Source organism: Rhodococcus sp. MEB064 (assembly GCF_000834565.1).
Lineage (GTDB): Bacteria > Actinomycetota > Actinomycetes > Mycobacteriales > Mycobacteriaceae > Rhodococcoides.
This window is the reverse complement of the sequence record NZ_JXQS01000018.1, coordinates 58344-84492: the sequence shown is the minus strand read 5'-3', so window position 1 is coordinate 84492 and position 26149 is coordinate 58344. Positions and strand designations below refer to the sequence as shown.

Genomic DNA, 26149 nt, shown 5'->3' with positions numbered 1-26149 from the left:
TGAACACCGTTAGGTAGCCTCGGACAGCATGATTGCCGCACCGCTCACCGACGACCTCGTTCTCGGTGCAGCCGAGCTCGAGCAGGTCGAACGCGGGGTACGCCCGCACCGTCTCCCCAGTGCAGTCCGGCAACGCGACGCGGATCCGCAGCTCGCGATGATGGAGGCGCAACCGTCCGGAGTGCGTATCGCTACGCGCACGACCGCCGTCGAGATGGTCGTCGAGGTCCACACCACGCGCATGACCTACCGGGGTGTGAAGCGCGACCGGGGCGCAGTCGACGTGGTGATCGACAACTCGGTTCACCAGTCGCACGTGCTCTCGGGTGGTGACACCATCGAGATCGATCCGACCACCGGGACGAGCACGGTTCACCCGGGAACAACCGAATCCATCACCCTCACCGACCTGCCGGCCGGGGAGAAGACGATCGAAATCTGGCTCCCCCACAACGAACAGGTGGATCTGGTTTCCCTGTCAGCTGACGCCGTTCTGCACCCGGCTCCGACGAGCGGACCGAGGTGGCTGCACCACGGCAGCTCCATCAGCCAGGGTTCCAACGCCGCGAGCCCCACGCGCATCTGGCCTGTCGTCGCGGCCCGTCGTGCCGGCGTTCGGGTGCGCAACCTGGGGTTCGGGGGCAGCGCCCTCGTCGATCCGTTCATGGCTCGCGTCGTGCGGGACTCCCCCGCGGACGTCATCAGCGTGAAATTGGGCATCAACGTCGTCAATCTCGATGCGATGCGCCTTCGTTCGTTCGTTCCCGCCGTTCACGGGTTCCTCGACACTGTCCGCGACGGGCACCCCACCACACCGCTGCTGCTGATCTCGCCGATTCACTGCGCGATCCACGAGAACACACCGGGCCCGGGGGCATTCGATCCCGAGGCATTCGCCGCCGGCTCCGTGAGATTCCGCGCGACGGGTACGGAGGGCGATACCGCCTTCGGACGACTGACACTTCACGTGATCCGTGACGCGCTCGCTCAGATCGTCGAGAGTCGATCGGACGACTCTAACCTCCATTACCTCGACGGGCGAGTGCTCTTCGGCGAGGACGACGAACGGCGTAATCCACTTCCGGACCGTCTGCATCCCGACACCGATGCCCACGCCCTCATGGGACAGCGCTTCGCGAACACCGTTTTCGGACCATCAGGGCCGTTCGCGCCGAGAACGACTACAGAAGACGTGCCCGATCAGTCGTCGAGAGGGTGACGGTGGCTGCGGCCGGATCCTCCGCCACTGCGGTCGTCGCCGGCGCTGAAGCTGTTCTTCGATAAGCACGTTCGTCCGTCATCCTTAGCCTCGGATTCACCTCGACGTCCGCAGCGCCGACCCGTCAGATCAGTACCTCGCCGCCGTGCAAGGACTGATCGACGAAGTGCACTCCACTCCACTCGCGCACGGAAACGACCGTATCTACTACCCCGGTGAGGTCGAAGACGTTGCTGCAGAACGCAACCTGGCGGACGGAGGAGTGGTCCTCGCCGACCGAACCCTCGACGACCTCCGCGCGCTGGCATCGGAGTCCGGAACCGCGCTCTCCTTCTGAGCCAACAACCAGCCTGCCCTTCCCCGGGTCGGAAAGGCTGAGTTCGGTGGATTGCCGTGGTGGGCCTCCGTCCGTCACCTAACGGGTTCCGGTGATGCCACCGTCCACCGGAATCGTCGCCCCGTGCAGGTAGGCCGCCTCGTCCGAGACCACCCACGCGATGGCCGACGCGATCTCTTCCGGCCTACCCGGACGTCCGGCCGGTATGCCGGCGGTCATTGCGGCAATGACGTCACCGTCCGAATCGTTGATCGGAGTTCGGGTGGCGCCCGGCGCGACGGTGTTCACTCGCACCCCTCGTGGTCCGAACTCGGCGGCCCAGCTTCGAGCGAGCTGAGCTTCGGCCGCCTTGGTGGCGGAGTACAGGCCGACGAATGCATGGCCCACCGTGGCCATCCACGACCCGACGACCACGATCGCGCCGTTGCCTCGTTCGGTCATTGCCGGCGCCAGGGCTGCGGTGAGAACATGCGGTGCCCGGACGTTGACGGCAAGTGTCGCTTCCAGATCGGCGTCGGTGAGGGAGACGGTGTCGACGGCGGGGCACAGTGCCGCGTTGTGCACCAGGATATCGACCCGACCGTCGAGAGCGCTGGTCCACGCGGCGGCCAGCGCACGCAGGTCGGCAGGTGACGCGGCGAGATCGCCGTTCACGAACGCGGCCGATCCGCCGGCGCCTTCGATCTCGGCGACCAGATGCGCACCACGTTCGGCGTCACGCCCGGTTATCACGACGCGAGCCCCACGGGCTGCGAGTTCGCGGGCGGTAGCGGCGCCGATCCCGCTCGTCGAGCCGGTGACGACGGCGGTGCGGTCGGACAAATTCAGTGGGTTGCTCATGCAGACCAGTTCACCGTCCGGTTCGGTAACGCACCAGGGCGAGCGCTGCCTGGTCACGGCGTGACCAGGCGCAGGAAGCGGTCTCTCAGTAGTCTGACCAGGGTGCCAGCAGACAGATCCGCACTCGGGGCATTCCTCCGGTCACGACGTGACGCACTCACGCCGGCAACGGCGGGGATTGCGCCGTTCCCCGGACCGCGGCGCGTTCCGGGCCTCCGCAAGGAGGAACTCGCGGTGCTCGCGGGACTGAGCCCCGACCACTACAGCCGGCTCGAACAGGGCCGCCAGCACACGGTCACCGACGACATCGTCGACGCCTTGAGCCGGGCCCTGCGCCTCGACCGGATCGAGGACGCACACCTGCGGAATCTCGCCGCTCCGCTTCGCCGGAAACGCTCGAGTACGTGGGAGTCTGCGCAGCGTCCCGATCCCGGCCTTCTGCGGGTGCTGACCATCATGGACCACGTTCCTGCGCTCGTCCTCGGGCGCCGGTCCGAAATCCTGGCGTGCAACACGCTGGCGCGGGCGGTCCTGGGGGCAGAGATAGACGCGGGCGCCGTGTTGGTGCGCTGGCTCTTCCTGGACCCACGTGCGAGGGAACGCATCGTCAACTGGTCCGATTACGCGTCGGCCGCGGTAGGGGCGATGCGCTACGAGGGCGGTCGTCACGTCGCCGACGCCCGGTTGACGGTTCTGATCGACGAACTACGTTCGGCAAGTGCAGACTTCGCCCGGTGGTGGGATGATCACGGTGTAACGGATCGCACGTCCGTCGACAAGAAGATCGCTCACCCCGTGGTCGGCTGTCTCTCGTTCGGCATCGAATCGCTCGTGTCGCCGCACGATCCGGAGCAACGCTTGATCATCTACACCGTCGAGCCCGAGTCGTCTACCGCTCGGGCACTTCCGATGTTGGCGTCGTGGGGCCCGGCATCCGCCGTGTCGATGGGCTGACGCGCGGACGATGAATCGATCGGTCGGTCCGCTTCGTGGTACCGCTATCAAGTTGGGTAGAACTGCTGACATCGAGCCCCGGTTCGGAGCATCTCGCAGGTGAGCGAACGCCCTGGACCGTGGCGGACCTGCACGGACGTACAGCGGAAGTCGTGAACCGAGAGGTTAGATCGGGCTAATTCGAGATTCTTGCGGGTCAAAGGCAATCGAGAGCCTGTCAGGGTCGAACTGACGTCCACTCGCTTACAAGGCTTCGATGTCACCTGGACTCAGAAAAAACTGTTCAGACCGGCACATTCGTCCGCTAACGTCCGTTTCGGTCCACCTCCGTCCGTCCCGACTCGTGACACTCTCGTGACACCGAGAATCCGACAGTTCGACGTCACGTATCCAGAAACATGTTGTCCAACAAAGTATCTCGATGCCGTGGGCACCAGCGCTCACGGGCCCGGTTGTGCGGCAGTCGTGGTGACCGTTCGACGGGAGCAGGTGGTCGAGGTAGCACCCCCGCGGCGAACCACCGGGCCCTGAAATGGTCCGGTATGCGAAGACTCCTCGTTGGCCTGATCGTCGCTGTCACGCTCGCAGGATGCTCGTCGAACGAGCCCACCGGGGCGTCGCCGACGGGGACCGCAGGCGCCGCTGCGTCGTTCCCTACCACCACTGACGGGGCGCTCGGATCCGCCGCCGTCGAGAGCGAACCGACACGCGGCGTCGCGTTGTCGTGGACCGACGCGGACATCCTGCTGGCACTGGGCGTGACACCGGTCGCGACCGCGCGCACGACGGCCGAGTCGGGGTTCCAGCCGTGGACCGAGGACGCGATGGCTACGAAGGACGCTCCCGCTTTCCTGGAGGGCGCCAACGCCGACCTGTCGATAGAGGACGTGCTGTCCTACGAACCCGACCTGATCGTCGGCACCAAAGCGTTCGGGCTCGACACCCGATACGAGCAGTTGTCGGCGATCGCCCCGTCGTGCACTACGCGAGCACCCCATCCGCCGAGACATGGCAGCAGGCCACACGGACCATCGCAGGCGCGCTCGGTCGCACCGCCGACGGCGAGCGCGTGATCGAGGAAACCGAATCGACGATCTCCGCTGCCGCCGAAGCGCACCCCGACTTCGCGGGCCGCACGTTCACGTTCTTCGTCGGTCCCACCGAGGGTGGTGTGTACGTCGTGAACTCGACCGACGACGCCGGTGCACAGTTCCTCGACGCCCTCGGGATGCGGCCCACCGATCACGCGACGACGCTGCCGACCAGCTCCATTCCGGGACGGGCGCAGATCACCTACGAGGACCTGTCGAACAACGATGCCGATCTCGTCATCGCCACGGGTCAGCCCGCCGCTCTCGACGAGTTCCGGGCACTACCCGGCATCTCGGCCCTCGCCGCGGTGCAACGAGGCGACTACGTGCCGCTCGCTCCGACCGACGCGCAATCGATCGCATTCCCGTCCCCATCCAGCCTCACATGGGCGGTGCAGAACATCGTGCCCAGGTTCTAGCTCTACCGGTCATCGGTGCTGGAAGTGGCCCGGTGGCGGGGGCATGCGCTGCCCTGCGGCGTCCACCGCGCAAGATGCGGTTAGGTCGCCCGGCTGCATGACCAGGATGTGCCACTGCACCGCTCCCCAGGGGTATCCGTACGCAAAACAGCATCGTCGACGTGCCCGCCCGTGGTGGGGTCCGCGCGGGGTGACTCGGTCATCATCGATCCGTTCGCTCGGCGATCGATGGATGCGAACCGGCGTCGGCGAGACCATGTCCGTACAAGACCGGCCCGATGAGAACGGGCCACCGAGGGAAAACCCGACACGGTCTTTTTCCGCGCGGCCCGTGCCGGCGCGGGCATGCCTCACCCAACGCATCGGCTGTTGCTCCCGGCGAAGTCGACCGTCGCCGCGTGATCGCCGAGGCAGGACCCGACAGCATTCGCCAGTGCCTGTAGATCGCCGACCATCGGCACGTGCATGGTGCCGGGGGTGCGTTCTCACCGCGGGACGAGCCGGAACCCGAGGACGCGCTGTCGCCTCCGGGACATCTCGCGATCGTCAGCGAACGCGAATCGCCACGCCGGTGACGTGGTCCCGAACAGTCACACCCGGCGAAGAGTGGCCGACTCGAACACTGGGTGAGCCGATGCCATCGGCTTCCGGAGCCCGTTCATCGACCGGGCATTCGCGTACCGTCGACTATATGACGCTGAACTATGTCAGATTCGGAAATGGCAGCCCGCTGTTGCTGGTGCACGGCTTGGGCGTGGGATGGCGATCGTGGTCTCCGATCATCGACGAACTGGCGGAACACCGTGACGTCATCGCGGTCGACCTACCGGGGTTCGGGGAAACGCCGCCGTTGACGGGCGAAGTATCGATCGCTGCTCTCGCCGACTCCGTCGCGGATTTCATTCGCGAACACGATCTAGGTGGCATTTCCACCGTCGGTCAATCCATGGGCGGTCGAATCGTCCTCGAACTTGCGCGGCGGGGAGTCGGCGGCGACACCGTGGCACTCGACCCCGGCGGTTTCTGGAGCGACCGCGAACGCGCTGTCTTCGGCGCCACACTGCGGCCGTCGATAGCCCTTGTCAGAGTGTTGCGGCGCTTCCTGCCTGCACTTTTGGGCAACCCTGCGGGAAGGACCCTGCTGCTGGCACAGTTGTCGGCGCGGCCATGGGCGCTCTCGCGCGACACCGTGTTGCCCGACGTGCGCGGGCTCGCCGACTCCCCGTCGACCCAGGCCGCTCTCGATGCCCTCATCCACGGGCCGAAGCAGGAAGGCGCCTCGTCCGGCACAGTGCCCGGGCGGGTCACAATCGGTTGGGGACGACGAGATCTGGTGACGGTGCCGAAGCAAGCGGCGCGCGCATCGGAGCTGTTCCCCGATGCCGTTCTGCACTGGTTCGAGCGATGCGGTCACTTTCCGCAATGGGACGCACCGAAAGAAGCCACTCGACTGATTCTCGACCGCACCGAAAGAGGATGATCTTCGAACGAGTCGGACCAGTTCATGTAAATTGCGGGTCGACAATTTGCCGGTGAACTCGCCCGGGCCCTCGGCGAACTCGCCGCGAAGGAACGACCGTCGCGAGGTTCGCGGCGTGCCTACCGGGGGATTCGCGTAGACCTGCACATCAGCTCCGAGGCGGCGTGCGGGCAGCGCCGGAGGTTGCTCAGCCACCCTCGACGATCACCCGGCGTGTCCCCTCCGTGCCGGACGCAGAAGTCGGATTTGCCCACGAGCCGACTCGCGGAGATCCGTGTCGCCATCTATGGCCGGCGATGCGCCCATGATGGGAGCGGCCGGGTCGTCAGGGGTCGACGGAGTTGATGGTGTCGATGACGCGGTGTGCTTCGCTCGCGGAGCCGTGCCCGCGGGAGTAGGCGCCGGCTCTCAGCATCGCCGAGGCCACCGCAACGGTGCAGCCGTGCCGGGCGGCGAGGATTCCGATGGCGATGTTCACTGCCTCGCTGTCCTGGTGACGCCGGACGAGCATGTCGGCGGCCACGCCGGCGGCGACGATGCCCGTGCCGAGCATCCGGGCGAGTTGGGCGATCATGGTGTGGGTGGCGCGGTCGTCCCCCGCGAGTCTGTGTGGTGACCTCGTCCGGCGGTAGAGCTGCAGCGTGCCCAACGGCACGCGATGGTCGCCGAGCGGGTGCGCTTGCACCCATCCGATCCCGCTGACGGCCAGTTCGTCCACCAGTAGCGGCCAGCGGCCCCGGTCGGCAGCGTCGTCGACGTCCACAGCGCACGCATTACTAGTCGACATGGCCTCTATGTGGGGGCCACATCCGAGGATGTACCCGAGGTCGGCGGCCTGCACAGCGACGGAGTCGGTGGCGTGCACCACCTGATGGGTATCGGGGTGGTCCTCCGCAGCGACGACGAGCGCGGCCCCGTCCGCGGCGGCCAGATCGACGCACACATCGACCCAATCGATCGCGGTGACACCGTCGAACGGTCCGCGCGCATCACGCATCGGATGTGCGTCGTCGTCACCCCACATTGGGGTCCTCCCTGCATCGGCTACGGCAGCGTACGAACACAACGACGGTACCCACGACATCGTCCGGCAAACCGAGGGAGCGCTCGGGTCCCCGGTCGTCGAGACGACGGATGCTCTCCGGGACCACGGTGAGGCCACCGGGAACACAATCCCAGGCAAAGGCAAGGCATCGCAGGCGACCTTCGGCGCCATCATGGCACTGGGCAGCTACCTGATCGACGTCTTCCTCGTCCTCGAGAAGGAGGGCGTCCGGAAGTCCGAGGCGTCGTGGGGCGAACTATTCGACACCACCCGAGACCAGCTCGCGGAGGCAGAACGTGATCGCGGATGAGCTGCCCGCGGCGACTCGTCCGCACGCACGGGTCGACCCGCGACTGACGGACGGGCTACGAGTACCGCTGTCGGGCAAGCTGATTCATATCAGTTCATCAACGAAGCGCCCGCGTCAGCGCAGTGTTTTGATTGAGCCCGGGGGGCACCGGGGCACCCCGAGAACAGCGAGCGGGGACCGAACCGCTTCTGCGCCTGAGGAGGCCCCATGTGTGGAACAGGTCGGTGGGTCGATCGCGGTGACACTGTCGGGGCGGCGAGTGACGAGGTGCGGGGTACGACGGGTGTCGGCGGACCGGTACATCCACGCACATGGTGGGCACAGCCCCTTCCCGCGTGGGCGCACCCACAGCGCTGATGCGGCGGCGGACATGCCCGGCACTCTCGTGGTGGACGTCAACTGACGCGTCGTGGTCGCGCAGCGTGCGCACGTTCCCGTCGCAGTCGCGGCGGCATCGGGCACGCCGGCGTTTCCGGTGGCCCGATGGGCTGCGTGTTCCGGGCCGTCGGTGGTCGGACTCGGGGGTGCTGCGGCAACGGCGTCTTCCGAATTGCCGGCCATACCGTCCGTCGACGTTATCTGGAAGAAGTTCCTGCCGGTGATGGTGCCGAACGCGGGAAGTGCCCGTCGGCGGCATTGCTGACCACGAGGGCGCGACTGCGGAGGTCGGGCGGTAGTAGCTGCCGCCAGCGCAGCGCCTCGTCGAGATGAGTACTGGTCCAGAGCGCTGTCACCAGTTCCTCACGCCCGGTGGAGCGGGGAGAACGGAGCTCGACGGTGTAGACGTAGGGCAGGGGCGAAGTGACCGAACACAGCGTCTCCCACGTTGCGCGTGGCACCATCTCGCCCCGCGGATCCTCGATGTGACGCACCTGCGCACCCCACGCTGCGCAGTACGCGCGGGCCACGTCGACGGCATCGGTCAGAGAGCTCGCGGTGCGCAGGATGACTGTGTCCCGGTCGTCGACCATCCGCACCAGGAACCTTCGCTCGTCGGTGACATGGGGTGCGGTCGCGTCGGGTGCGGGGGTCTCGGCGGTGGGGCCGACGAGGTCGAGGAAGTCGCACGAGCGCGGTGTCGGATTCACACGGTCGGTCATCGACGGGCTTCGCTCTCACGTGTGGTGATACCCGACGTGCCGTTCACCACGGCGCGATGTTCCCTGCTGTCACGATTCATGGTCGCCGAGAGACTCGACAATGCGTTGCGCCTCGTCCAGCGACGAATGTTCGCGCGCGTAGGCGCCGGCTCGGAGCAGCGCCGACGCCGCCGGCACCGAAAGACCGTGCCGGGCAGCGAGAACGCCGATCGCGACGCTGACGACGTCGGAGCCCGCAACCGGCTCCGATGATGCACCGAGGACCCGGTCGGCGACCGGTTCGCTACCGAGCGCTCGCGCCAGCGCGCTGACCGTGGTGTCCGCATCGAGCGACCGCGCGGGCGGTCGACGCCGCCGGTAGAGCTGCAGGGTTCCCAACGCCGACCCGGGTGCCCCGATCGCATGGACCTGTAGCCAGTGAACGCCCACCGCGACGAGTTCGTCGATCAGCAGCGGCCAGGTGAGGCGGTCGTCGGGATCGGTGGTCGTCACGGTCTGCACCGGATGCGCGGGCGTCGCCGTCGTGTGGGGTCCGTAGCCGAGGACGAAGAGCAGGTCCGCCACGCGCTCGGCGGTCGGGTCGGTGGCATAGAGGATCCGGTGTCTGTCATCGTGGCGCTCGGTGGATGCGACGACAGCTGCGCCGTCCGCGGACGACAGGTCGACGCACACCTCCACCCACTGCGACAACGACTCCAGGCCGGACAGTGGGTGATCCTTCGGCTGACGGTCGTCGGCGTCACCGGTCACCGGGACTCGCAGACCGGCACAACCTGGTGTGCACGTCGGGGGCGCGCGGCGACGTTGACGCACAACGTTGTTCGAGAATCTGGATCCGAGCGCCCGCTCTCGCCCGCAGGTGCGGAGTCAGCTGCAAGACAGGTAGGGCGGGCGACACGTGACCGACCGCCACGACGATATCGGGACGGTCGGGCAAGTGCTGAGACATGTTTCGCGCACACTCCTCGAGGTCGTCTTCGCGCCGCAGCGGCGAGACGACTGGTTCGGATGATCGGTCCGAACGGCAAGGGTTGTACCGAACTGACGGTAACTGTACGCCGCGTCGCCCTACACCGGGCGACGACGAACTATCGAGGACTGCCGTTCGACAGCAGCGGTGTACTCCGTCGCGGGCGCCCAACACCCGTGTGACATGGTGTGCTCGACCTCGGCGTACGTTCTCACGACCGAGGATCTGGAAGAAGGTACGTTCGTGACCGCTACTTCCGACCCGCCGCTCGACCCGGCGGGCGCCGACAGTGATTCCGAGACAGTGTCTTTGGGCGCCGCCATGGCCGAGATGGCCAGGGTGATCCAACAAGAACACGGCAGCGTCGAGGGCACCCTGCTCTCGATCACGGCGGAGGCGGTCCGGCTGATACCGGGCGCTGATCACGCCGGCATCACCCTCGTCGTCCGCAATCGCAGAATCGAATCCCGCGGTGCCACCGACGAACTCCCTCGCCGTGTCGACGCCCTGCAGGAGGAGACCGGGCAAGGGCCGTGCTTGGACACGGTGTGGAAACACCACAGTGTGTCCGTCCCCGATATGGCCCGTGAGGATCGGTGGCCACAGTTCGCTCCCGCGGCCTCAGAGGCCGGAGTGCGCTCGATGCTGACGTTCCGGTTGTACACCCACCACGATCACCTCGGGGCGCTGAACCTGTACTCCGACGCTGTTTACGGCTTCGACGACGCCGACGATGACGTCGGCGTCCTGCTCGCCACGCATGCCGCCCTCGCTCTCGTCGCCGCCGAGCAGGAGCACAATTTCGAGTCCGCGCTCGCGACCCGCGATGTCATCGGACAGGCCAAAGGCATCATCATGGAGCGCTATAACCTGCGCGCCGACGCTGCGTTCGCGATGCTCGTGCGACTGTCCCAGGACTGGCACACACCGGTGACGGATCTGGCGACGAAGATCGCGCGACGCGAACCCGAATGACGACGGCCTAGCACCGGAGACGAGTAACCGACGGGAAGGGTCGCTGCTTCCGGTGGACCCGTCCGGTGTACCGGACAGTGCCACCACAGCGGTGAGCACCGACCTGCCGCCTCGGCCACGGCTCGCGGGAGAGGTCGTCGAGGAGGGGTCGAGAGCGCGCCGCAACAGACGTCGAGCTACGCCGCAGACCGGCTCGAACTCGACGTAGGCAATAAACACCTCTGACCGCATCGCCCGCACGACGCGAAAATGCCTGTCCTACAACGGTTCGACACCTTCTCAGCACCCGGTAAGCCGACGTGAACGAAGACGGTCGCGGATGGTTCACGAGGACCAGTGAGCCCCGCCCTGCCCGATGCTCGTCGATTCGACGAGGCTCCGGCGTTCGAACATCGCACCGTCCGCCGAAGTCCGAGAATGTTCACGCCACCCGTGACGGGGAGTTAAGCGAGTGGTTTCCGTCCACAGAAGTCCCTGGATGTCCGCAGACCGTCGTGGACTCTTGGGCGCTGAGGTCCACCCACAGCCACCCACGTCCACCCGAGTCCATCGAACGAGTTACGGACGAGTTGTGACAACTCGTGACATCGAGCCCTGATACGGAGTATTTCGCAGGTGACCGGACGCCCCTGGACCGTGGCGGACCTGCACGGACGTATCGCTCAAGTCGTGAAACGAGAGGTCAGATCAGGCTACTTTGGCGCATTCCTGCTGTTCAGAGGCATATCGAGAGCCTCCTTTCGGGATTGAACCGAAGACCGCTCGCTTACAAGGCTTCGACGACCCGATCAGGTGGATTCACCTGGACTTAGAAGAACCGGCCTGAGCTGCACATTCGTCCATCGAGGTCCGCCTCGGTCCACCTCCGTCCGTCCCGACTTGTGACACTCTCGTGACACCGACAAACCCTTGCGTCGTTCTCACTAGAATCTGTATCAGTCTGCTGGACAGTCTATCTCGTTCACGGAGAAACGACTGAGACGGGCAATGCGGCGGGGGCGGTTTCGGCCACAGGCGCCGGTAGGCCGCAGCCCCATCAGCTACTCGGCTCTCCACACTCGAACGCCGGATCTGACATGACAGCGTGTCACACAGGTGTATGTCTTGATCACGAGCAGTTCCGTCCTGAGCGCCTCTCTCGCCGATCGCCGCACCGCAGTGGACCGGTCGAAATACCGAGTGATGGTCGTGGCCATCAGTTACGCCGCGCTGATCGTCGCCATCGCCGTCGCGATGTTCTGAAACAGTGCTGTTCCTGGGTCTCCTAGGTGGTGTGTGGGCGGCGCAGAGTGCGCGGCGACAGCGTCGCGTGGCACCGACGAATGGGTCGGTCGCGCGCGGGTGCGCGCTGCGGTGATCTTGACTGGGGTCGATCATGTCGGACCACCTCTTCCGGGATGTGTGGTTGGGGTGGTGCGCGGGTGCGCGCTACCGAGGGTCTTCGTGTTACCAGCGCGCCGCTGGAGCGAAGATGCCGACAGGGTCGACGACGTGCCGGATCGACTCCAACCGGTTCAATTCCGTGGCATTCCAACCGGCGCGGACTGGGAGCATCGATCCTGTGCCGGCGAGGTTGAGGAAGGCGCGACTGGCAGAATCTGCGTCGAACCGTGAGAGAAGTCGGTCGAGTACTTCCGGTAGGTCTGCCGCGGTGGATGATTCGGCAACGCCGATGAGATACAGGTTGAACGCGGCGCCCCGGCCACCGACGGAACTGGGCGATCGTGTCGGACGATCGAGTGCTCCGCCCATCAGTCGCAGCTCGACAGTGGCGATCGGAAGTTCAGCTGCCGACAGGAAGGCTTCGATGCTGTGATCGCTCAGTCCGGTCAGCAGCATTCCGCGCTCGATCACGGGTAGGGGTTCGACAGGATCCATGTGGATGGACGACACCGCGGTCAGTGGGATGGTCGCCACCGTGTCGATGATCGGGTCGGCGGTCGATCGCATCGGTTCGAGCAGTTCGATTCCGTGCTCGGTGGACCCGACATGCGCGTACCGCACGTGAAGGACGGTGCGGCCACGGAGCTGTTCGGGGAGTGCGGGATCGGGCGGGAGGTGCAGGAGCGCTACTGATGTCGAGACCGATTCCGGCAGCTCCCGTGTCCATGTTCGCCACCGGTAGAGGACGTCGGAGGCGTCGGACACCGCGAAGAAGAGTCCGCCGCCGTACACCGTGTGCACGGGCAACAGGTCGATTACCATCTCGGTCACGACGCCGTACCCGCCGCCGCCGCACCCCCTCAGTGCCCAGAACAGGTCTCCGTCCGACTGCTCGTCGACGGTGCGGATCGTTCCATCAGCGGTGACCAGTCGAAACGAGCGGACGAGGTCGGCACCGAAGCCTGTGGTCCGGCCCAGAGGGCTCAGACCGCCGCCGAGTGTGTACCCGACGGCTCCCGCTGCGGTCGATGACCCGGACGCGGCTCCGAGACCGTGCGGCGCGGCGGCGTCGAGTACCTGTTGCCACAACACGCCGGCTCCGATGGTCGCGGTGCGTGAGGCGGGGTCGATATGCAGGTCGGTCAGGCGCCGTGTGGAGATCATGATCGAGTTCGCGTCCGCGGCGCGGGCGCCGTGGCCCGTGCACTTGACCGATACCCCCAGTCCGGCGGTGGAACAGATGCGCACTGCCGCTGCCACGTCGTCAGCGTCCTCGGCAACGACGACCGCGAGCGGTGAATGTGACACGGCACGATTGAAGCCCGCGACTTCGGAGTCGTAGTCCGCACATCCCGGGCTCAGCACCGCGCCGCGGGTCGCGCGCTCCAGGAGTGCGGTGATTGCGTGGTCGTCCACAGTTGTCATGAATTCCTCAGGTCGGGGTTCCAGATGTGACTCCTTGCTTTCCCGTTGTACCGCAACGGGTTCGGTATGTCCGATCACCAGCCTGCCCGCTGGTCACGCGACCAGGCAGGAGGCGGGGCCGTGGGGGGCCACCACGATCGGTGACAATCTGGACCCTTACCAGCGCTGATCGGCTGACGAAGCCGTCCGTGGTCTTGGCCGGAGCGCGGTGGGATCGATTCGCACCGTCGATGGGTGCCAGAGAGAAAACGAACGAAGTGTGCGGCGTGGGTGCGTTCGCCGGTAGGAATGCAGAAGTCGATTCCGAAGGAACCTGAAAATCGTTCGTAAGACGGGCCTTTGAATCAGGGTCTGTCGGTGCCAGAGAGGCTCCGCAGCACACCTCCACGACAGGACACCACCATGACCACACACACAGGATTCTGGCCGGACGGGGCACGGACGGCCGTCACTGTGTCCATGCAGTTCGAAGCCGGCGGACAGCCCATCAGCGGTGCAGGCGGACCCATCACCGAGCCGGTGCTGGCAGGACTCCCCGACCTCGGACAGAACAGCTTCTACGAATACGGTGCTCGCGAGGGGGTACCGAGGATTCTGGACCTGCTCGACAAGCACTCCATTCCCATGACCTCGTTCATGATCGGTGGACCGAGATGCTCGGCATTCGTCATGTCGATGGCACGTGACAGATCTATCGATTGTTCGCCGGGCACATCCCTGCTTCACTGAGAAATCCACGCACACAATGAGAAAGGGTCGTCCACATGCGGATACTTCTGGTCAGCGGCGCGTCGGGAATCGGCCGATCCATCGCAACGGCGGTTCTGGACAGCGGCGGTGAGGTGATTCTCGCCGGGCGCCGACCGGACACCCTCGACACGGCAGTGGCGGAACTGGGCCCGGGAGCGAGCGCCGTGACGATCGACCTCGCCGATGAGTCGACCATCGCACGGGCCGCCGCGTCAGTCGGGGCAGTGGACCACGTCGTCAGTCTCGCTGCCGACCACGCGAACGGACCGCTGGTCGACCTGGACGGTAGCGGCGTCCGAAAGGCATTCGACGCCAAAGTGATCGGACCTCTACTACTCGCTAAGCACTTCGCGCCCGTGATCCGCGACGGAGGGTCGTTCCTTTTCTTCTCCGGTGTCGCTGCGTGGAAGCCCGCACCCGGCCTCTCCGTGGTGTCCACGACGAACGGCGCGGTGGCGTTTCTCGTCGAGGCGCTCGCGGTCGAGCTCGCACCCACCCGCGTCAATGCACTGTCACCCGGAATCGTCGAATCCGGTGCCTGGGACTCGATGGGACCCGACAAGGACACTCTGTTCGCCGACACCGCACGCACCAACCCCGTGCGCAGAGTCGGTCGACCGTCCGACATCGCAGCCGCGGCGCAGTCGCTGCTGACGAATACCTTCGTCACCGGCGTCACATTGCACGTCGACGGAGGTGGACGGCTCGCATGAAAGGGCTTACAGCGATGTCGGCATCGGTGGCAACGGCGTTTGTGGCAACGGTCTTGGTGGCCTGCTCCCCCGTCAGGGCGACCACGGATGAGCCCGTGATCGATTCCTCGACCGACCTCGTCTCACCAGGAACGGTGAACGTCGGGGACGCACCGGTCACCGACCGCACCCGCCAGGTCGTACGCGTCGCGCAGACCCTGTACACATTCTGGAACACAGGAGACGCCGCGTACCTCGACGACGCTGTGGATCCCGGTTTCGTGGACAACACCCTGCCCCCGGGTCGCCCACAGGGCCCGACCGGCCCCGTAGCGGCGTCCGTCACGTTCCGGGCCGCGGTACCCGATCTGACCTGTGAACTTGCGGATCTGTACGTCACCGGCGACACGTTCACGGCGCGGTTGATCTTCCGGGGCCACTTCACCGGCACCTACGGCGGCCGCGCCGGAGCCGGACAGCAGATCGACTTCGGAGCCATCGACATCCAGCACGTCGGTGACGACCGCATCGTCGAGGACTGGCACCTCGAAGACAACCTCACCTTCCTTCAGCAAGCAGGGATCGTCCCGGTCGGTTGACCGAGCCAGCCACCACCGACAGCACTCTTCGAAAGGAACCAGCGTATGAGCATCGACCCCAGAATCAAGATGACCGCAGGCATCATCATGGCCGCGATCTCCTACGTCGTCGCCGTCACCAACTTCATCGACGGCGACGTACGTTCAGGTCTGATCCTCACCCTCATCGGGATCTTCTTCAGCACGGTTCTCGTGCAGACGATCGGCCGTTTCGTGGCTGACAAGTCCCGCTGACGGCACCCGTCCCCGACCGTCGCTTACCCTCGACCGATGCCGACCCTGCGTGCCCTCGAGTGCTTCGTCGCCGTCGTGGACGCCGGTTCCGTCACCGCCGGGGCGGCGCAGTTGCATCTCTCCCAACCTGCGTTGTCCCATCAGTTGGCGTCGTTGGAGTCCGACATCGGCACCGCACTGCTGGACAGGCTCCCTCGCGGGGTCCGTCCGACTCCCACCGGCCGCGCGTTGCTCGCCGATGCTCGGGTCGCGCTGGCGGCCGCCGACCGAATCCTGCGGACCGGTCGGGCTCTGGCGGAAGGAAGCGAAGGTCGCCTGCGCCTGGCCTGCGCAGAGAGCATGACGGTCCCTGTCCTCGCCCCGACACTGCGTAAGTGGACGAGGAAGTATCCGCACATCGGGTTGGATCTGACCGAGTTCACCAGCGCCGACGCCATGGCGGACGCGATCTCGAACGGCGACATCGACCTGGCGGTCGGCCCGTCCCCCACCCAGTTCGCCGGCGTCATCCATGGCATCGGTGCCGAAGACGTCGTCGCCGTCGTCCCCGAGGGACTGGATCTCGCCGATCTGCCGGCAATCACGTGGGCAGATCTCGCCGGCGCTCCGATCGTGCATTACCACCGTGCGAACGGTCTGCGCGGGTGGTTGGACACCATCGCTGCAACTCACGACATCCATCTCGACACTGTCACCCTCACCCGAAATGCCACCACGGCAGCCCAACTCGCTCACGCCGGTCTGGGTGTCGCCCTCGTACCGAACACTGCACTGCCGGCGCGCTTCGCCGGCATCGTTCGACCATTGAGGCCGGCGCTGCAGCGGACGGTGGTCGTGATGACAGGGATCACACCGGACGCTTTGACGCGCCGGTTCGTCGACGATCTGCTGTCGCGAGGAATGGGCCCGCGGAGCGGCCAGGTGTAGTCGGGCAGCCGACCCGCGCTGCGAGCCGGGACTGTTCGGGGCAAGCATCGCCGGTCCCACGTATTCGCCGCGTCGGGAGCCCTCGACGGTGGGGCGTCCCCTCCGTACGAGGTCACCCGCGCCAAAGCTGTCGGACTCCGCGGGCGGGGTTGCGAGCAAGTCACCACCAGTGTCGCCGTCGTGGCCTGACTCCACGAAACGAAGACTGTGCTCGGGCAAGGACTGCGAGCAGATGCAGATCGACCGAAGACACGCCGCGTTCCGTCGGTCGGACGGTCGGCTAGGTGTTCGCGTGGACGATCCAGTTCGAGAACTCGCACGCGAGGTGCCAGCGGTGGCCGGCGATCATCGTCCACAGGGTCGGGAATGGGAACTCGACTGTGAGGCGGGCCTCGAAACCGTCGGGGGTGTCCCGGAACTGATGCCGAACTCCTCCGATCGGTTGTCCGTTGCCGGCGAGGGCGACTCCTGCGATTTGATGTGGGAAGGTCTGATCGATTGTCGTGACGAGTGAGCTGATGTCCTGGTAGTCGATGCGGAACCGGGCCGCGAGTGGACTTCCTCCGGGTGTCTCGCACACGTCCTGTCGCCCGTCAGGTGCGGTCCGGATGACGAAGTGGTCTGGGCATCCTCGAAGCAGTGCTGTGTCGTCGCCGGACTGTGACGCGTTCTCGAACCACTGCACGAAGTGGCTCGCTCCTCCCCCTGCAACTCGGAGGTCTACGGTGCTGGTGCGTCGCCGCGTAGTGACAGCCGACTGCAGGCGTGCTGTACGGTCGGCCCAGCGAGTCTCTCGCGCGAGGCGTCGGGTGATTCCGTCCTGTCCCAGTTCGAGCTTGCGGCGTAGGAGTTCCTCTCGCCGGACGCCGATGTGGCCGAGCGGCGGAACCGTGACGCCGAGTTTGTCGGCGGCGGCAGTGATGCGTGCGCCCTCCCAGCGAAGTACCTCGGCACGCGGAACGTGGCGTCCGTCGATGACGGTGTCGATTCGGACGCTCTCGGTCATCGCTGCCCTCTGGTGGTGACGCGGCCGGTCCGGTCCGGGATTCGACCCACTCTGGACGTTCGCAGGTCATGAGAAAAGCTGCGTTGGGGCCGTCCGGCATCCTCGTGCGCAGTCATGCGGAGAGTGCGCCGGTCCCGGTGTGATGAGCGTGCAGAACGGGGATGACGTCCTCGGATCGGCCCGTCTCCTCGATGTTGTGCCGTATCCAATGATCAGCGGTGCGCGCCGAATACATCAAGGGTCGAACCAGATTGGCGAGACGGCCCGCGCGGGTGGGGAGACCGATGACCGTCTCGGCGTAGAAGCGCAGACCGCCACGTTCGGGGCTGTACCGGTGCAGCACATGCCCGACTGTCCGTCCGAGCATGCGGATCTCGAAGGTGAACTCCGCATCGTCGAGGTCGGTGGTGACGACGGTGGCACTGATCCGGTCGCGGTAGTCGTTGAACCGTTCGTCGATACGGGTGCGTGCGCCGACGGCGAAGCCGGTGCTCACGGTCGAGGCGCCCGGGTCTGACTCATCGCAGTCCACAGGAGCACCGCGGTCGAGTGGTGTGACGGCGATGTGGTCGCGGTGGTGCCAGAGGTGGTAGTGGCTGACGGCGGGTCCCGAGAAGTCCACGCCGTTCCAGGTCGTGCTGTCGGCAAGGTGTTCGAACCACCATCGCATCATCTCGGGAGTCACCCCGCGGATGGTGTCGTGCTCGATCTGCACTCGCAGCATACCGTTGCTGCTACTCACGTCGACCCATTTGGCCGAGGACACCGGCTTGAACGGCAACCGCTGCGCACGGTGCAGCGCCGACCGTGCGAGGAGACGACCCCGGCGCAGGTCATCGAGATCGTCGACTGCCGGACCGGACATGGCCATCTCCTTGCTCGGTTCTCTACGAATGTAGAACTTCTACGAATGTAGTGTGAACGGTATGGAGACCGCAAGAGCCAAGGCCGCCTCTCGGCGACGACGCGACATCGCTGACGCCGTCATCGCCCTTCTCGCCGCGAAGGGTTCTCGCAGTGTCACCCATCGAGCCGTGGACCAGCACCTCGACCTCGCCGAGGGTTCGACCAGCGCGTACTTCCGAACGCGGGTCAGTCTGCTGACGGCCGCCGCGCAGCGTCTGGCGCAGCGCGACCGGTCCGCAGTGGACGCGTTGACCGCCGATCTCGGTGAGAACGCACGTACGTCCACCTTCGCGGAGCTGCTGGCTGCGATCGTCGACGAGTGGACAACAGTGGACGCGGCACCTCGGCAGCTCGCGCGTCTCGAGCTGCAACTGGAGGCGCGCTCTCTCCCGGACCTTGCCGACGCCTTCGCCGAGCTGCGGGCGGCGTTCGTCGACTCGGCACGTCTGCTCATCGCGCTGCGGCAACCCGAGCTCGACGACCACTCGGCGACGGCATTGGCCGGCGTCATCGTCGCGATGGTGGACGGGCTCGTCGTCGACCGCCTGCTTCATCCGGCCACGGCAGTGTCGCCGCAGGCATTGCCGGCGGCGATCGCGAGCCTGGCGGCATCGAACTGGTGACACCACCGGCCCACCGCGCGGCGGAGCACGCCTGTTGTAATGGTTGAACTGTACTGACGCATTGCATCAGGCTGCGGCCATGAGCATCTCGCAGGAAAAGTGGTCCACGGTGTCGACGCACGAGAGCAGCGACGGAGTCGTGCACTACGAGCGAAACGAAAGTGGAGTATGGCGGGTGACGTTGGCCGCTCGCGCAGCCGATCGCGATGTGATCGGCGGCGTCACTCCCGAGTCGAGTCGATCCGTGATCGGCTAGCGCTGGGACCGGTGACGTCGGACGGCGTCTCTGTTGCCGCACCGTGCGGTGCAGTAGCTGCGTCGACCGTTCCGACTGGTGTCGACGAAAGCCCGAACGCAACTCGCTCGCGCGCACACCCCCAGGCGATGGCCGTCCGCCTCCACCGTGAACAGCGCCAGACCGCCTGCGGTCACCGCCATCACTCGCCCGACCACATCGTCGTCGTCGGGCGTGAAGTGCAGATGCGGGCGCAGGCCGTCATGGGTCGTCAGGTGCACGTTGGCGACACCGTCGACGAGAAGAGCGTTGATCGTCTCGCACCGTGACGCTTCGTCCGCCGCGGCGAACACGGTCCGCATCCGAGCCGACCATCGGCGCAGCGCCACGAAGGTCGACTTGCTGATCTCCACCCGGCGGATCGAGTGCTCGAGCAGCAGCGACTCGACATCGCTGCCCGTCGGCTCGTCGCCGCTATAGAGGTTGACCAGGCCAGCGGCCAGGAACGCGCCGGTCATGTTGTCATGGTCGAACTGCACACGACAATTGCACCACGCGGTGGCGCCGCGAGGCGGGTGGCGCCGATCCGCGTGTTTGGGGACCCGCCCTCAGCCTCTTACTATACTTTTTGTACGGTTACGGAGCAGTGCTCGAGAACGTGAAATTCAGGGGTGCAGGTGTGAGCTCGACGCGGCGATGGGCAGTACTGGCGACGGTGGCGGCGGGTCTGCTGCTGATCACACTGGACAACTCGATCCTCTACACGGCGCTACCGACGCTCGTCGACGAGCTCGACGCGAGCTCATCGGAAAGCCTGTGGATCATCAACGCCTATCCGGTGGTCATGGCGGGTCTGCTCCTCGGAGCCGGGACGCTCGGGGACCGCGTCGGGCATCGCCGAATGTTCGTCATCGGGTTGTGCATCTTCGGCGCGGCCTCGCTGATGGCGGCGTTCTCACCGAGTCCGGTCCTGCTGATCGCCTCGCGTGCTGTACTCGCCGTGGGAGCTGCAGCGATGATGCCCGCCACGCTGGCGTTGATCCGCGTCACATTCGAGGACGAACGCGAACGCAACATCGCCATCGGTGTTTGGGGAAGCATCGCGGTCATCGGAAGTGCCCTCGGACCCATCGTCAGCGGCCTCCTGCTCTCCCAGTTCTGGTGGGGGTCGGTGTTTCTGATCAATGTCCCGGTGGTCTGTGCTGCTCTGGTCGCCACCACGTTCCTCGCCCCCCGCAACGACGCGGACCCCTCCAAGCAGTGGGATCTCCTGTCCTCGTTCCTCGCGTTGGTGGCACTGGCCGGTCTGGTCGTCGCCATCAAGGAGATCGTGAAAACCGACAACTCAGCGGCGACGGCGACATCGGCGGCGGCGATCGCCGCGGTCGGTGCAGCCCTGTTCGCCCGTCGCCAGGCACGGTTGCCCTATCCCCTGCTGGTCTTCGGCATCTTCCGCAACGCAGCCTTTCTCTCCGGAGTGTTGGCGGCGGGTTTCGCGATGTTCACCATCGGCGGCGTTCAGCTCGTCACCACCCAACGGTTCCAGCTGGTCGCGCAGTATTCCCCGCTCGACGCCGGGATCCTCGTGGCCGCCATCGCGTTGGGTTCGCTCCCCACGTCGATCCTCGGCGGCGCGGTCGTCCACCGAACAGGCCTGCTGCCGCTGATCAGCGGCGGTCTCGCTGTGAGTTCCGTCGGAGTGCTGACGGCAGTGCTGACCTTCGACGGCTCGGTCGTCGCGTTCGCGGCCGCGTTGGTCGTCACCGGTATGGGCCTGGGTGCTGCGATGGCAGTCGCCTCGTCGGCCATCATCGGCAACGTTCCGGTCAGCCGCGCAGGGATGGCCTCCTCCGTCGAGGAAGTGTCCTACGAGTTCGGGAACCTGACCGCCGTCGCACTCCTGGGATCACTGGCCTCGGCAGTGTTCACCTCGACCGTCGTGCTCCCGGACGGCGCCGACCCCGAAGCGCGGGAGAGCATCGACGGCGCACTCGCAGTAGCCGAACAGAACCGCGATATCGGCGAGGAACTGGCCCGCGCCGCCGGTCAGGCCTACGACACCGCGTACTCCACGGTCATGATGGTCGTCGTGATCGTTCTCGCCGCCGCGGCGGTCGGCACCGGCGTGCTGCTGCGTCGACACGGACCGGGGTCTGACGTCGTCGCCGCCGACAGCGAAGGGGCTGGCCATGCGACCCAGTAAGACGACGAGCATTCTCGACGCAGCCGCGCGAGTCGTGGAGAAGGACGGTATCGCGGCCGTCACCTACGACAGCGTCGCCGCGGAGTCCGGTATCACCAAAGGTGGACTGGTGTATCACTTCCCGTCCAGGGAATCGCTGATCACCGCTCTGCACCACCACCTCGCCGACGCCTGGGAAGCAGGAATGGCCGCCGCGGCCGGTCGAACACCCGATCAGGCCACCGACACCGAGCGGCTACGCGGATACGTCCGCGCCGCGGTGACGAGCGCGACCCGCGCCGAGATCCTCTTCCTGCTCGAAGGTGCCACCACCACCGAGCACGCCGCCCCGTGGAACACCGTCCTGCAGCGCTGGGTTCCGCACGCCCCTGGCCCTGAGGCGGACGCTGGCGACGTCGATCGGTTCATCGCTCGCCTGGCTGCCGACGGACTGTGGATGTACGAGTCCCTGTCGTCGGACACTCTCGACCCCGAGGTCCGCCAGAAGATCGCCGACGCGATCTCCGAACGCATCATCGACCGCTGAGCCCCACGATGCCTGAAGACCCGGAACGCGGCCTACCGGTGTCCGCAGAGCTGCTCGTCGTATGACATGTATCGCGCCGGCAACCCTCGACACCATCGTGAGGCTGTGTGCAACGAAAGGTAACGCCGCGGCCGGCATGACTTCACCAGCACTTATTCTGGTAAGGGCATAGTCCAGAACTGTTGTCAAGCAACATAATTCGACTTCGCTCACGTTCACTCGGCTTGAACCGGCCCCTCATACGAGGCTAGTTTCGACGTTCAGAACAACTCGTTCACTTTCACAGACAACACCATTGGGGGTGACGCGTGACAAACGCGTCCGCACAGACTTCGGCCGGTTCCACATCGGCCTCCGATCCCAACTACGAGCGACGATGGCTGGTCCTGGTCATCGTCGCCGTGACCCAGCTGATGATCGTCTTGGACGCGACCATCGTGAACATCGCCCTCCCGCAGGCACAGGCGGATCTCGCCATCACCGACGGAAACCGGACCTGGGTGGTCACCGCATACGCCCTCGCGTTCGGCGCACTTCTACTTCTCGGCGGCCGCCTCTCCGACTACTGGGGCCGCCGCAGGTCGTTCGTGGTGGGGATGTCCGGATTCGCAGTCGCCTCGGCCGTCGGCGGACTCGCACAGGAATCCTGGCAACTCTTCGTCGCCCGAGCAGGACAGGGCATATTCGCAGCACTGTTGGTCCCCGCCGCGTTGGCGATCCTGACCGTCACCTTCACCGACCCCAAGGAGCGAGCCAAAGCCTTCGGCGTCTTCGGCGCCATCGCCGGCGGCGGCGCGGCCGTCGGTCTACTGCTCGGAGGAGTTCTGACCGAGTACCTCAGTTGGCGCTGGTGCCTACTGGTCAACGTTCCCGTCGCCGTCATAGCGGTCGTCGCGGCAATCGTGGTGGTGAAAGAGAGCAAGGCCGACGGTGACACCCGCTACGACCTTCCCGGCGCCGTCCTCGTCGCACTGGGTCTCGGGTCGCTGGTGTACGGGTTCACCCGAGCGGAGCACGGCTGGGGTTCTGTGTCCGCGGTGTCGTTCATCGCGATCGGCCTGGCGCTTGTGGTGGCGTTCGGATACGTCGAAGCGCGCTCCGACAATCCCCTGCTGCCGCTCAGCGTGCTGTTCCACCGGGACCGCGGGCCTGCGTTCTTCGCATCGATGATGGTCGGAGCAATCCTGGTCGGTGCCACCCTGTTCCTGACGTTCTACTTCCAAATCGTGCTGCAGTACAGCCCGATCATGGCGGGACTTGCGTCCATGCCGATCACCGCAGGAATATTCGTGACCGCGGGAATCGCATCGGCCCTCCTGCCTCGCTTCGGCCCTAAACCGCTCATGTCGGTCGGTCCGGTGATCGCCGCAGTCGGCTTGCTGCTGTTGACGCGCATCGGCGTCGACTCCTCTTACTGGGCTTCGGTGTTCCCCGCTTTGATCCTGGTCGGACTCGGACTCGGACTGCTTATCATCCCCCAGCAGAACGTCGCGCTCATCGGCGTCGCCGACCACGATGCAGGCGCAGCGAGCGCACTGGTCAACGCGACGATGCAGGTAGGCGGCGCGCTCGGAGCGGCGATCTTCACCTCCGTCTACACCTCCGGGAAACAGACCTTCCTCACCGACAATCCAGCCCCCACCCCACCGGCGACCATGCCAAGCCCCGCGGCGTCGATGAAGCAGGTCCCCTCCGACCAGGAACTCGCTGCCATGCCCGAGTCGATGCGCGACTTCGTCCTTGCGAGCGTTGACCGGATCTTCCAGGCGGAAGTAAACGCTTACCACACCGTGTTCGCCATCGCCGCGGTGTTCATCGCCCTCATCTCCCCGGTCGTCGTTCTGGTCGTCCGAGCCAAAAAGGACGACCTCCCGGCCGGAGACGTCGTCGTCCACGCTGGCTGATCCACCACGGGGTAGCTCCCCGCCCAGCTTCATGCACACAAAGAGAGAAGAGACGCACATGGCAAACACGACAGTGTTGGTGACAGGTTCGACGGGAAAGACCGGCCGGCGCGTCAGTGAGCGTCTACGACAACGTGGGCACGACGTACGCGAGGCGTCCCGATCCTCCAGACCGTCGTTCGACTGGCAGGACCACAAAACCTGGCCGCCCGCACTCCACGGCGTGGACGCCGTCTACGTCGTCATCCCCGACCTCGGTGACCCGGCAGCGGTCGAGACCACCCGCTCCTTCGCCGCCCACGCCGCCGCAGCCGGGGTCCGCAAAGCGGTGATGGTGTCGGTGCCGATAGCCGGAACCGACGACTCCGCAGCAATCACCGACACCGAGAAGGCCTTCACCGCCGCCGGACTCGCACTCACCGCGTTGCGACTGCGGTGGTTCAACCAGAACTTCAGCGAGGACTTTCTTCTCGACTCAGTGACCGTCGGCGACATTCGCGTACCCGCCGGCGACGGGCGCGAAGCATTCGTCGACGCCGACGACATCGCCGACGTCGCAGTCCAGTGCCTGCTCGACGACGTCCACGACGGAAGGTATTACGAACTCACCGGACCAGATGCGTTGTCGTTCAAAGAAGTCGCGGCAATTCTCACCGAGATCACCGGACGCACCATCACCTACAGCCCGCTCAGCGCCGCCCAGTTCATCTCCGAGCAAGAGGCGTCCGGGGCGCCCACAGATTGGGCGCACGCCCTCACCGGTCTGTACTCCAAGATCGCTGACGGGTCACTCGACTCCACATCCACCGACATCGAGGCGGTACTGGGAAGACCCGCGCGTAGCTTCCGCAGCTACGCAACCGCCACTGCACAGGCATGGACGAGCTAGCTGTTCTTCGCGGGGAGGTTGTGGACGGTGAGTCGCTCGATGGGTGACTTTCCGTCGATGCCTGTGTGGGGTCGGTGGTGATTGTAGTGATGGACCCAATCCTGGTAGGTCGCTGCGCGGGCTTCGTCGGAGAGGTAGGTGTGGGCGTAGGCCCATTCCTGGTTCAGGGTGCGGTTGAACCGTTCGACTTTGCCGTTGGTCTGCGGTCGGTAGGGGCGGGTCCGCTTGTGCACCACAGTTCCGAGCGCTTCGGCGAACAGTGCTGGGCGGTAACAGGATCCGTTGTCGGTGAGCACTATGGCGATGGTGACGCCATGCGCTGCGAAGTACGCGACGGCGCGCCGGTAGAACCCGGCGGCGGTCTCCTTGCGTTCGTCACCGAGGATTTCAGAGTAGGCGAGCCGGGAGTGGTCGTCGACGGCGTGGTGGACGTACGCGTATGCGAGACCCTGTTTCTTGTTGTGCCGGTTTCCGATCGTGCGGCCGAACTTGCGGTGCCCGCCGCCGTCGGGAATCCGGCCGAGTTTCTTGATGTCGACGTGCACCAGATCGCCGGGGGTGGGGTGTTCGTAGCGTTGCGCCCGCGGTCGGCGGACGGGTAGTCCGGTGTTCTGGTCCAGGTGGGACAACAAGGGCATCGCGTATCGGCGCAGTACTGCTTCGACGGTCGAGCGGGCCAGGTGCAGGTGGTAGGCGATACGGTGCGGTCCCCACCGGTTGGTGAAGCGCAGCGCCACGATTCTGTGTTCGGTGCGCCTCGGTGTGCGCGCGGGGCTGCGGCGGGGCCGGCCGGACCGGCCGACCGGCCGACCGGTCGATCATCGCCGGCGCCCCGCCGGCCCGGTACCGGTCGGCCCACTTCGATGCGGTGGCGGGTGAACACTGGAATCGTTCGGCGGCGCGGCGGACTGTCCAGCCGGCGTCGACGATGGTGCGCGCCAGGTCCAACCGTCCCCGCGGCGTGAGGTAGGCGTTAGCGTGTGTCATGAGGGCCTCTGGTGGTCGGGGTGTGTGTGGTAACCACACCGATACCGGAGGCCCTCCCTCATCGACTCACGCCACGCCGTTCACAACCTCAGCAAGAACTACAGCTAGTCACCTCGACGG

General features: G+C 65.9%; 28 protein-coding genes and 1 pseudogene. 20 read left to right on the top strand and 9 right to left on the bottom strand.

Going from position 1 to position 26149, the window contains the following annotated elements; genetic code table 11:
* The first annotated feature begins 28 nt into the window (after positions 1 to 28).
* Both RU01_RS09720 and RU01_RS09715 read left to right on the top strand, forming a co-directional pair.
* A complete protein-coding gene (locus tag RU01_RS09720; protein WP_042574339.1) occupies positions 29 to 1219 on the top strand; it encodes a GDSL-type esterase/lipase family protein in 1191 nt (396 codons plus the stop codon).
* Positions 1220 to 1385: 166 nt separating this feature from the next.
* Entirely contained in the window at positions 1386 to 1556 is a 171-nt protein-coding gene (locus RU01_RS09715) for a hypothetical protein (RefSeq protein ID WP_197074726.1), read from the top strand.
* Between the two features lie 78 nt (positions 1557 to 1634).
* Here RU01_RS09715 and RU01_RS09710 read toward each other — a convergent pair whose 3' ends face one another.
* A complete protein-coding gene (locus RU01_RS09710; protein WP_042574337.1) occupies positions 1635 to 2396 on the bottom strand; it encodes an SDR family NAD(P)-dependent oxidoreductase in 762 nt (253 codons plus the stop codon).
* A gap of 102 nt (positions 2397 to 2498) precedes the next feature.
* On the opposite strand from RU01_RS09710, the gene RU01_RS09705 reads away from it, so the two are divergent.
* The 4 genes from RU01_RS09705 (at position 2499) to RU01_RS09690 (ending at position 6340) form a co-directional block, all read left to right on the top strand.
* The gene (locus RU01_RS09705) at positions 2499 to 3350 is read left to right on the top strand and encodes a helix-turn-helix transcriptional regulator (RefSeq protein ID WP_042574336.1); all 852 of its coding nucleotides are present in this window, start codon (positions 2499 to 2501) and stop codon (positions 3348 to 3350) included.
* 542 nt (positions 3351 to 3892) lie between these two features.
* Positions 3893 to 4423 (top strand): ABC transporter substrate-binding protein, encoded by a 531-nt coding sequence (locus tag RU01_RS23350; RefSeq protein WP_042574335.1) that lies wholly within the window; start codon positions 3893 to 3895, stop codon positions 4421 to 4423.
* Complete coding sequence (locus RU01_RS22460; RefSeq protein ID WP_156148862.1) at positions 4327 to 4860, top strand: ABC transporter substrate-binding protein; 534 nt, start codon at positions 4327 to 4329, stop codon at positions 4858 to 4860. The genes RU01_RS23350 and RU01_RS22460 overlap by 97 nt, the downstream gene beginning before the upstream one ends.
* Before the next feature lie 691 nt (positions 4861 to 5551).
* The gene (locus RU01_RS09690) at positions 5552 to 6340 is read left to right on the top strand and encodes an alpha/beta fold hydrolase (RefSeq protein WP_042574334.1); all 789 of its coding nucleotides are present in this window, start codon (positions 5552 to 5554) and stop codon (positions 6338 to 6340) included.
* Positions 6341 to 6665: 325 nt separating this feature from the next.
* On the opposite strand, the gene RU01_RS22095 is transcribed toward RU01_RS09690, so the two are convergent.
* A complete protein-coding gene (locus RU01_RS22095; RefSeq protein ID WP_156148861.1) occupies positions 6666 to 7364 on the bottom strand; it encodes a hypothetical protein in 699 nt (232 codons plus the stop codon).
* 193 nt (positions 7365 to 7557) lie between these two features.
* Between RU01_RS22095 and RU01_RS22840 the strand changes: the two genes are divergently transcribed.
* On the top strand, positions 7558 to 7695 hold the full coding sequence (locus tag RU01_RS22840) for a hypothetical protein (RefSeq protein ID WP_156148860.1): 138 nt from the start codon (positions 7558 to 7560) through the stop codon (positions 7693 to 7695).
* 575 nt (positions 7696 to 8270) lie between these two features.
* On the opposite strand, the gene RU01_RS09675 is transcribed toward RU01_RS22840, so the two are convergent.
* The gene (locus tag RU01_RS09675) at positions 8271 to 8795 is read right to left on the bottom strand and encodes a hypothetical protein (RefSeq protein WP_042574332.1); all 525 of its coding nucleotides are present in this window, start codon (positions 8793 to 8795) and stop codon (positions 8271 to 8273) included.
* Between the two features lie 69 nt (positions 8796 to 8864).
* Complete coding sequence (locus tag RU01_RS09670) at positions 8865 to 9545, bottom strand: ANTAR domain-containing protein (RefSeq protein ID WP_042574331.1); 681 nt, start codon at positions 9543 to 9545, stop codon at positions 8865 to 8867.
* Positions 9546 to 10008: 463 nt separating this feature from the next.
* Between RU01_RS09670 and RU01_RS09665 the strand changes: the two genes are divergently transcribed.
* Both RU01_RS09665 and RU01_RS22835 read left to right on the top strand, forming a co-directional pair.
* Positions 10009 to 10740 (top strand): GAF and ANTAR domain-containing protein, encoded by a 732-nt coding sequence (locus tag RU01_RS09665; protein WP_231568657.1) that lies wholly within the window; start codon positions 10009 to 10011, stop codon positions 10738 to 10740.
* A gap of 1104 nt (positions 10741 to 11844) precedes the next feature.
* Positions 11845 to 11982 carry a hypothetical protein gene (locus RU01_RS22835; RefSeq protein ID WP_156148859.1) on the top strand — a complete coding sequence of 46 codons (138 nt, stop codon included), beginning with the start codon at positions 11845 to 11847 and terminating at the stop codon, positions 11980 to 11982.
* 204 nt (positions 11983 to 12186) lie between these two features.
* On the opposite strand, the gene RU01_RS09660 is transcribed toward RU01_RS22835, so the two are convergent.
* Positions 12187 to 13548 (bottom strand): FAD-binding oxidoreductase, encoded by a 1362-nt coding sequence (locus RU01_RS09660; RefSeq protein ID WP_042574330.1) that lies wholly within the window; start codon positions 13546 to 13548, stop codon positions 12187 to 12189.
* Positions 13549 to 13950: 402 nt separating this feature from the next.
* Between RU01_RS09660 and RU01_RS09655 the strand changes: the two genes are divergently transcribed.
* The 5 genes from RU01_RS09655 to RU01_RS09635 all read left to right on the top strand — a co-directional run bounded on the left by RU01_RS09655 (position 13951) and on the right by RU01_RS09635 (position 16750).
* Positions 13951 to 14277, top strand: coding sequence for a polysaccharide deacetylase family protein (locus tag RU01_RS09655; protein WP_042574329.1), 327 nt, complete (start codon positions 13951 to 13953; stop codon positions 14275 to 14277).
* A gap of 35 nt (positions 14278 to 14312) precedes the next feature.
* Positions 14313 to 15011 (top strand): SDR family oxidoreductase, encoded by a 699-nt coding sequence (locus RU01_RS09650; RefSeq protein ID WP_042574328.1) that lies wholly within the window; start codon positions 14313 to 14315, stop codon positions 15009 to 15011.
* Between the two features lie 95 nt (positions 15012 to 15106).
* Entirely contained in the window at positions 15107 to 15589 is a 483-nt protein-coding gene (locus RU01_RS09645; RefSeq protein ID WP_231568656.1) for an ester cyclase, read from the top strand.
* A gap of 45 nt (positions 15590 to 15634) precedes the next feature.
* Positions 15635 to 15823, top strand: a complete 189-nt coding sequence (locus RU01_RS09640; RefSeq protein WP_042574326.1) for a hypothetical protein — start codon at positions 15635 to 15637, stop codon at positions 15821 to 15823.
* A 36-nt stretch (positions 15824 to 15859) separates the two neighbouring features.
* Entirely contained in the window at positions 15860 to 16750 is an 891-nt protein-coding gene (locus RU01_RS09635; protein WP_042574325.1) for a LysR family transcriptional regulator, read from the top strand.
* Positions 16751 to 17030: 280 nt separating this feature from the next.
* Here RU01_RS09635 and RU01_RS09630 read toward each other — a convergent pair whose 3' ends face one another.
* Together RU01_RS09630 and RU01_RS09625 are read right to left on the bottom strand one after the other, a co-directional pair.
* Entirely contained in the window at positions 17031 to 17756 is a 726-nt protein-coding gene (locus RU01_RS09630) for a hypothetical protein (protein ID WP_042574324.1), read from the bottom strand.
* Between the two features lie 112 nt (positions 17757 to 17868).
* Positions 17869 to 18621: a hypothetical protein gene (locus RU01_RS09625; RefSeq protein ID WP_156148858.1), complete on the bottom strand. Its 753-nt coding sequence runs from the start codon at positions 18619 to 18621 to the stop codon at positions 17869 to 17871.
* 61 nt (positions 18622 to 18682) lie between these two features.
* On the opposite strand from RU01_RS09625, the gene RU01_RS22090 reads away from it, so the two are divergent.
* Both RU01_RS22090 and RU01_RS22830 read left to right on the top strand, forming a co-directional pair.
* Positions 18683 to 19285 (top strand): TetR/AcrR family transcriptional regulator, encoded by a 603-nt coding sequence (locus RU01_RS22090; RefSeq protein WP_052493205.1) that lies wholly within the window; start codon positions 18683 to 18685, stop codon positions 19283 to 19285.
* Positions 19286 to 19364: 79 nt separating this feature from the next.
* A complete protein-coding gene (locus RU01_RS22830) occupies positions 19365 to 19541 on the top strand; it encodes a hypothetical protein (RefSeq protein WP_156148857.1) in 177 nt (58 codons plus the stop codon).
* Here the strand turns inward: RU01_RS22830 and RU01_RS09615 are convergent.
* Entirely contained in the window at positions 19538 to 20038 is a 501-nt protein-coding gene (locus RU01_RS09615; protein ID WP_231568655.1) for a CGNR zinc finger domain-containing protein, read from the bottom strand. The genes RU01_RS22830 and RU01_RS09615 overlap by 4 nt on opposite strands.
* 161 nt (positions 20039 to 20199) lie before the next feature.
* On the opposite strand from RU01_RS09615, the gene RU01_RS09610 reads away from it, so the two are divergent.
* The 4 genes from RU01_RS09610 (at position 20200) to RU01_RS09595 (ending at position 25042) form a co-directional block, all read left to right on the top strand.
* Complete coding sequence (locus RU01_RS09610; RefSeq protein WP_042574515.1) at positions 20200 to 21723, top strand: MFS transporter; 1524 nt, start codon at positions 20200 to 20202, stop codon at positions 21721 to 21723.
* Positions 21710 to 22249 (top strand): TetR/AcrR family transcriptional regulator, encoded by a 540-nt coding sequence (locus tag RU01_RS09605; protein WP_042574321.1) that lies wholly within the window; start codon positions 21710 to 21712, stop codon positions 22247 to 22249. The genes RU01_RS09610 and RU01_RS09605 overlap by 14 nt, the downstream gene beginning before the upstream one ends.
* A 308-nt stretch (positions 22250 to 22557) precedes the next feature.
* Positions 22558 to 24153: an MFS transporter gene (locus RU01_RS09600; protein ID WP_042574320.1), complete on the top strand. Its 1596-nt coding sequence runs from the start codon at positions 22558 to 22560 to the stop codon at positions 24151 to 24153.
* Between the two features lie 58 nt (positions 24154 to 24211).
* The gene (locus RU01_RS09595; RefSeq protein WP_042574319.1) at positions 24212 to 25042 is read left to right on the top strand and encodes an NmrA family NAD(P)-binding protein; all 831 of its coding nucleotides are present in this window, start codon (positions 24212 to 24214) and stop codon (positions 25040 to 25042) included.
* Here RU01_RS09595 and RU01_RS09590 read toward each other — a convergent pair.
* Positions 25039 to 26029: pseudogene (locus tag RU01_RS09590) on the bottom strand (IS481 family transposase). The gene RU01_RS09595 and the pseudogene RU01_RS09590 overlap by 4 nt on opposite strands.
* Positions 26030 to 26149: the final 120 nt, after the last annotated feature.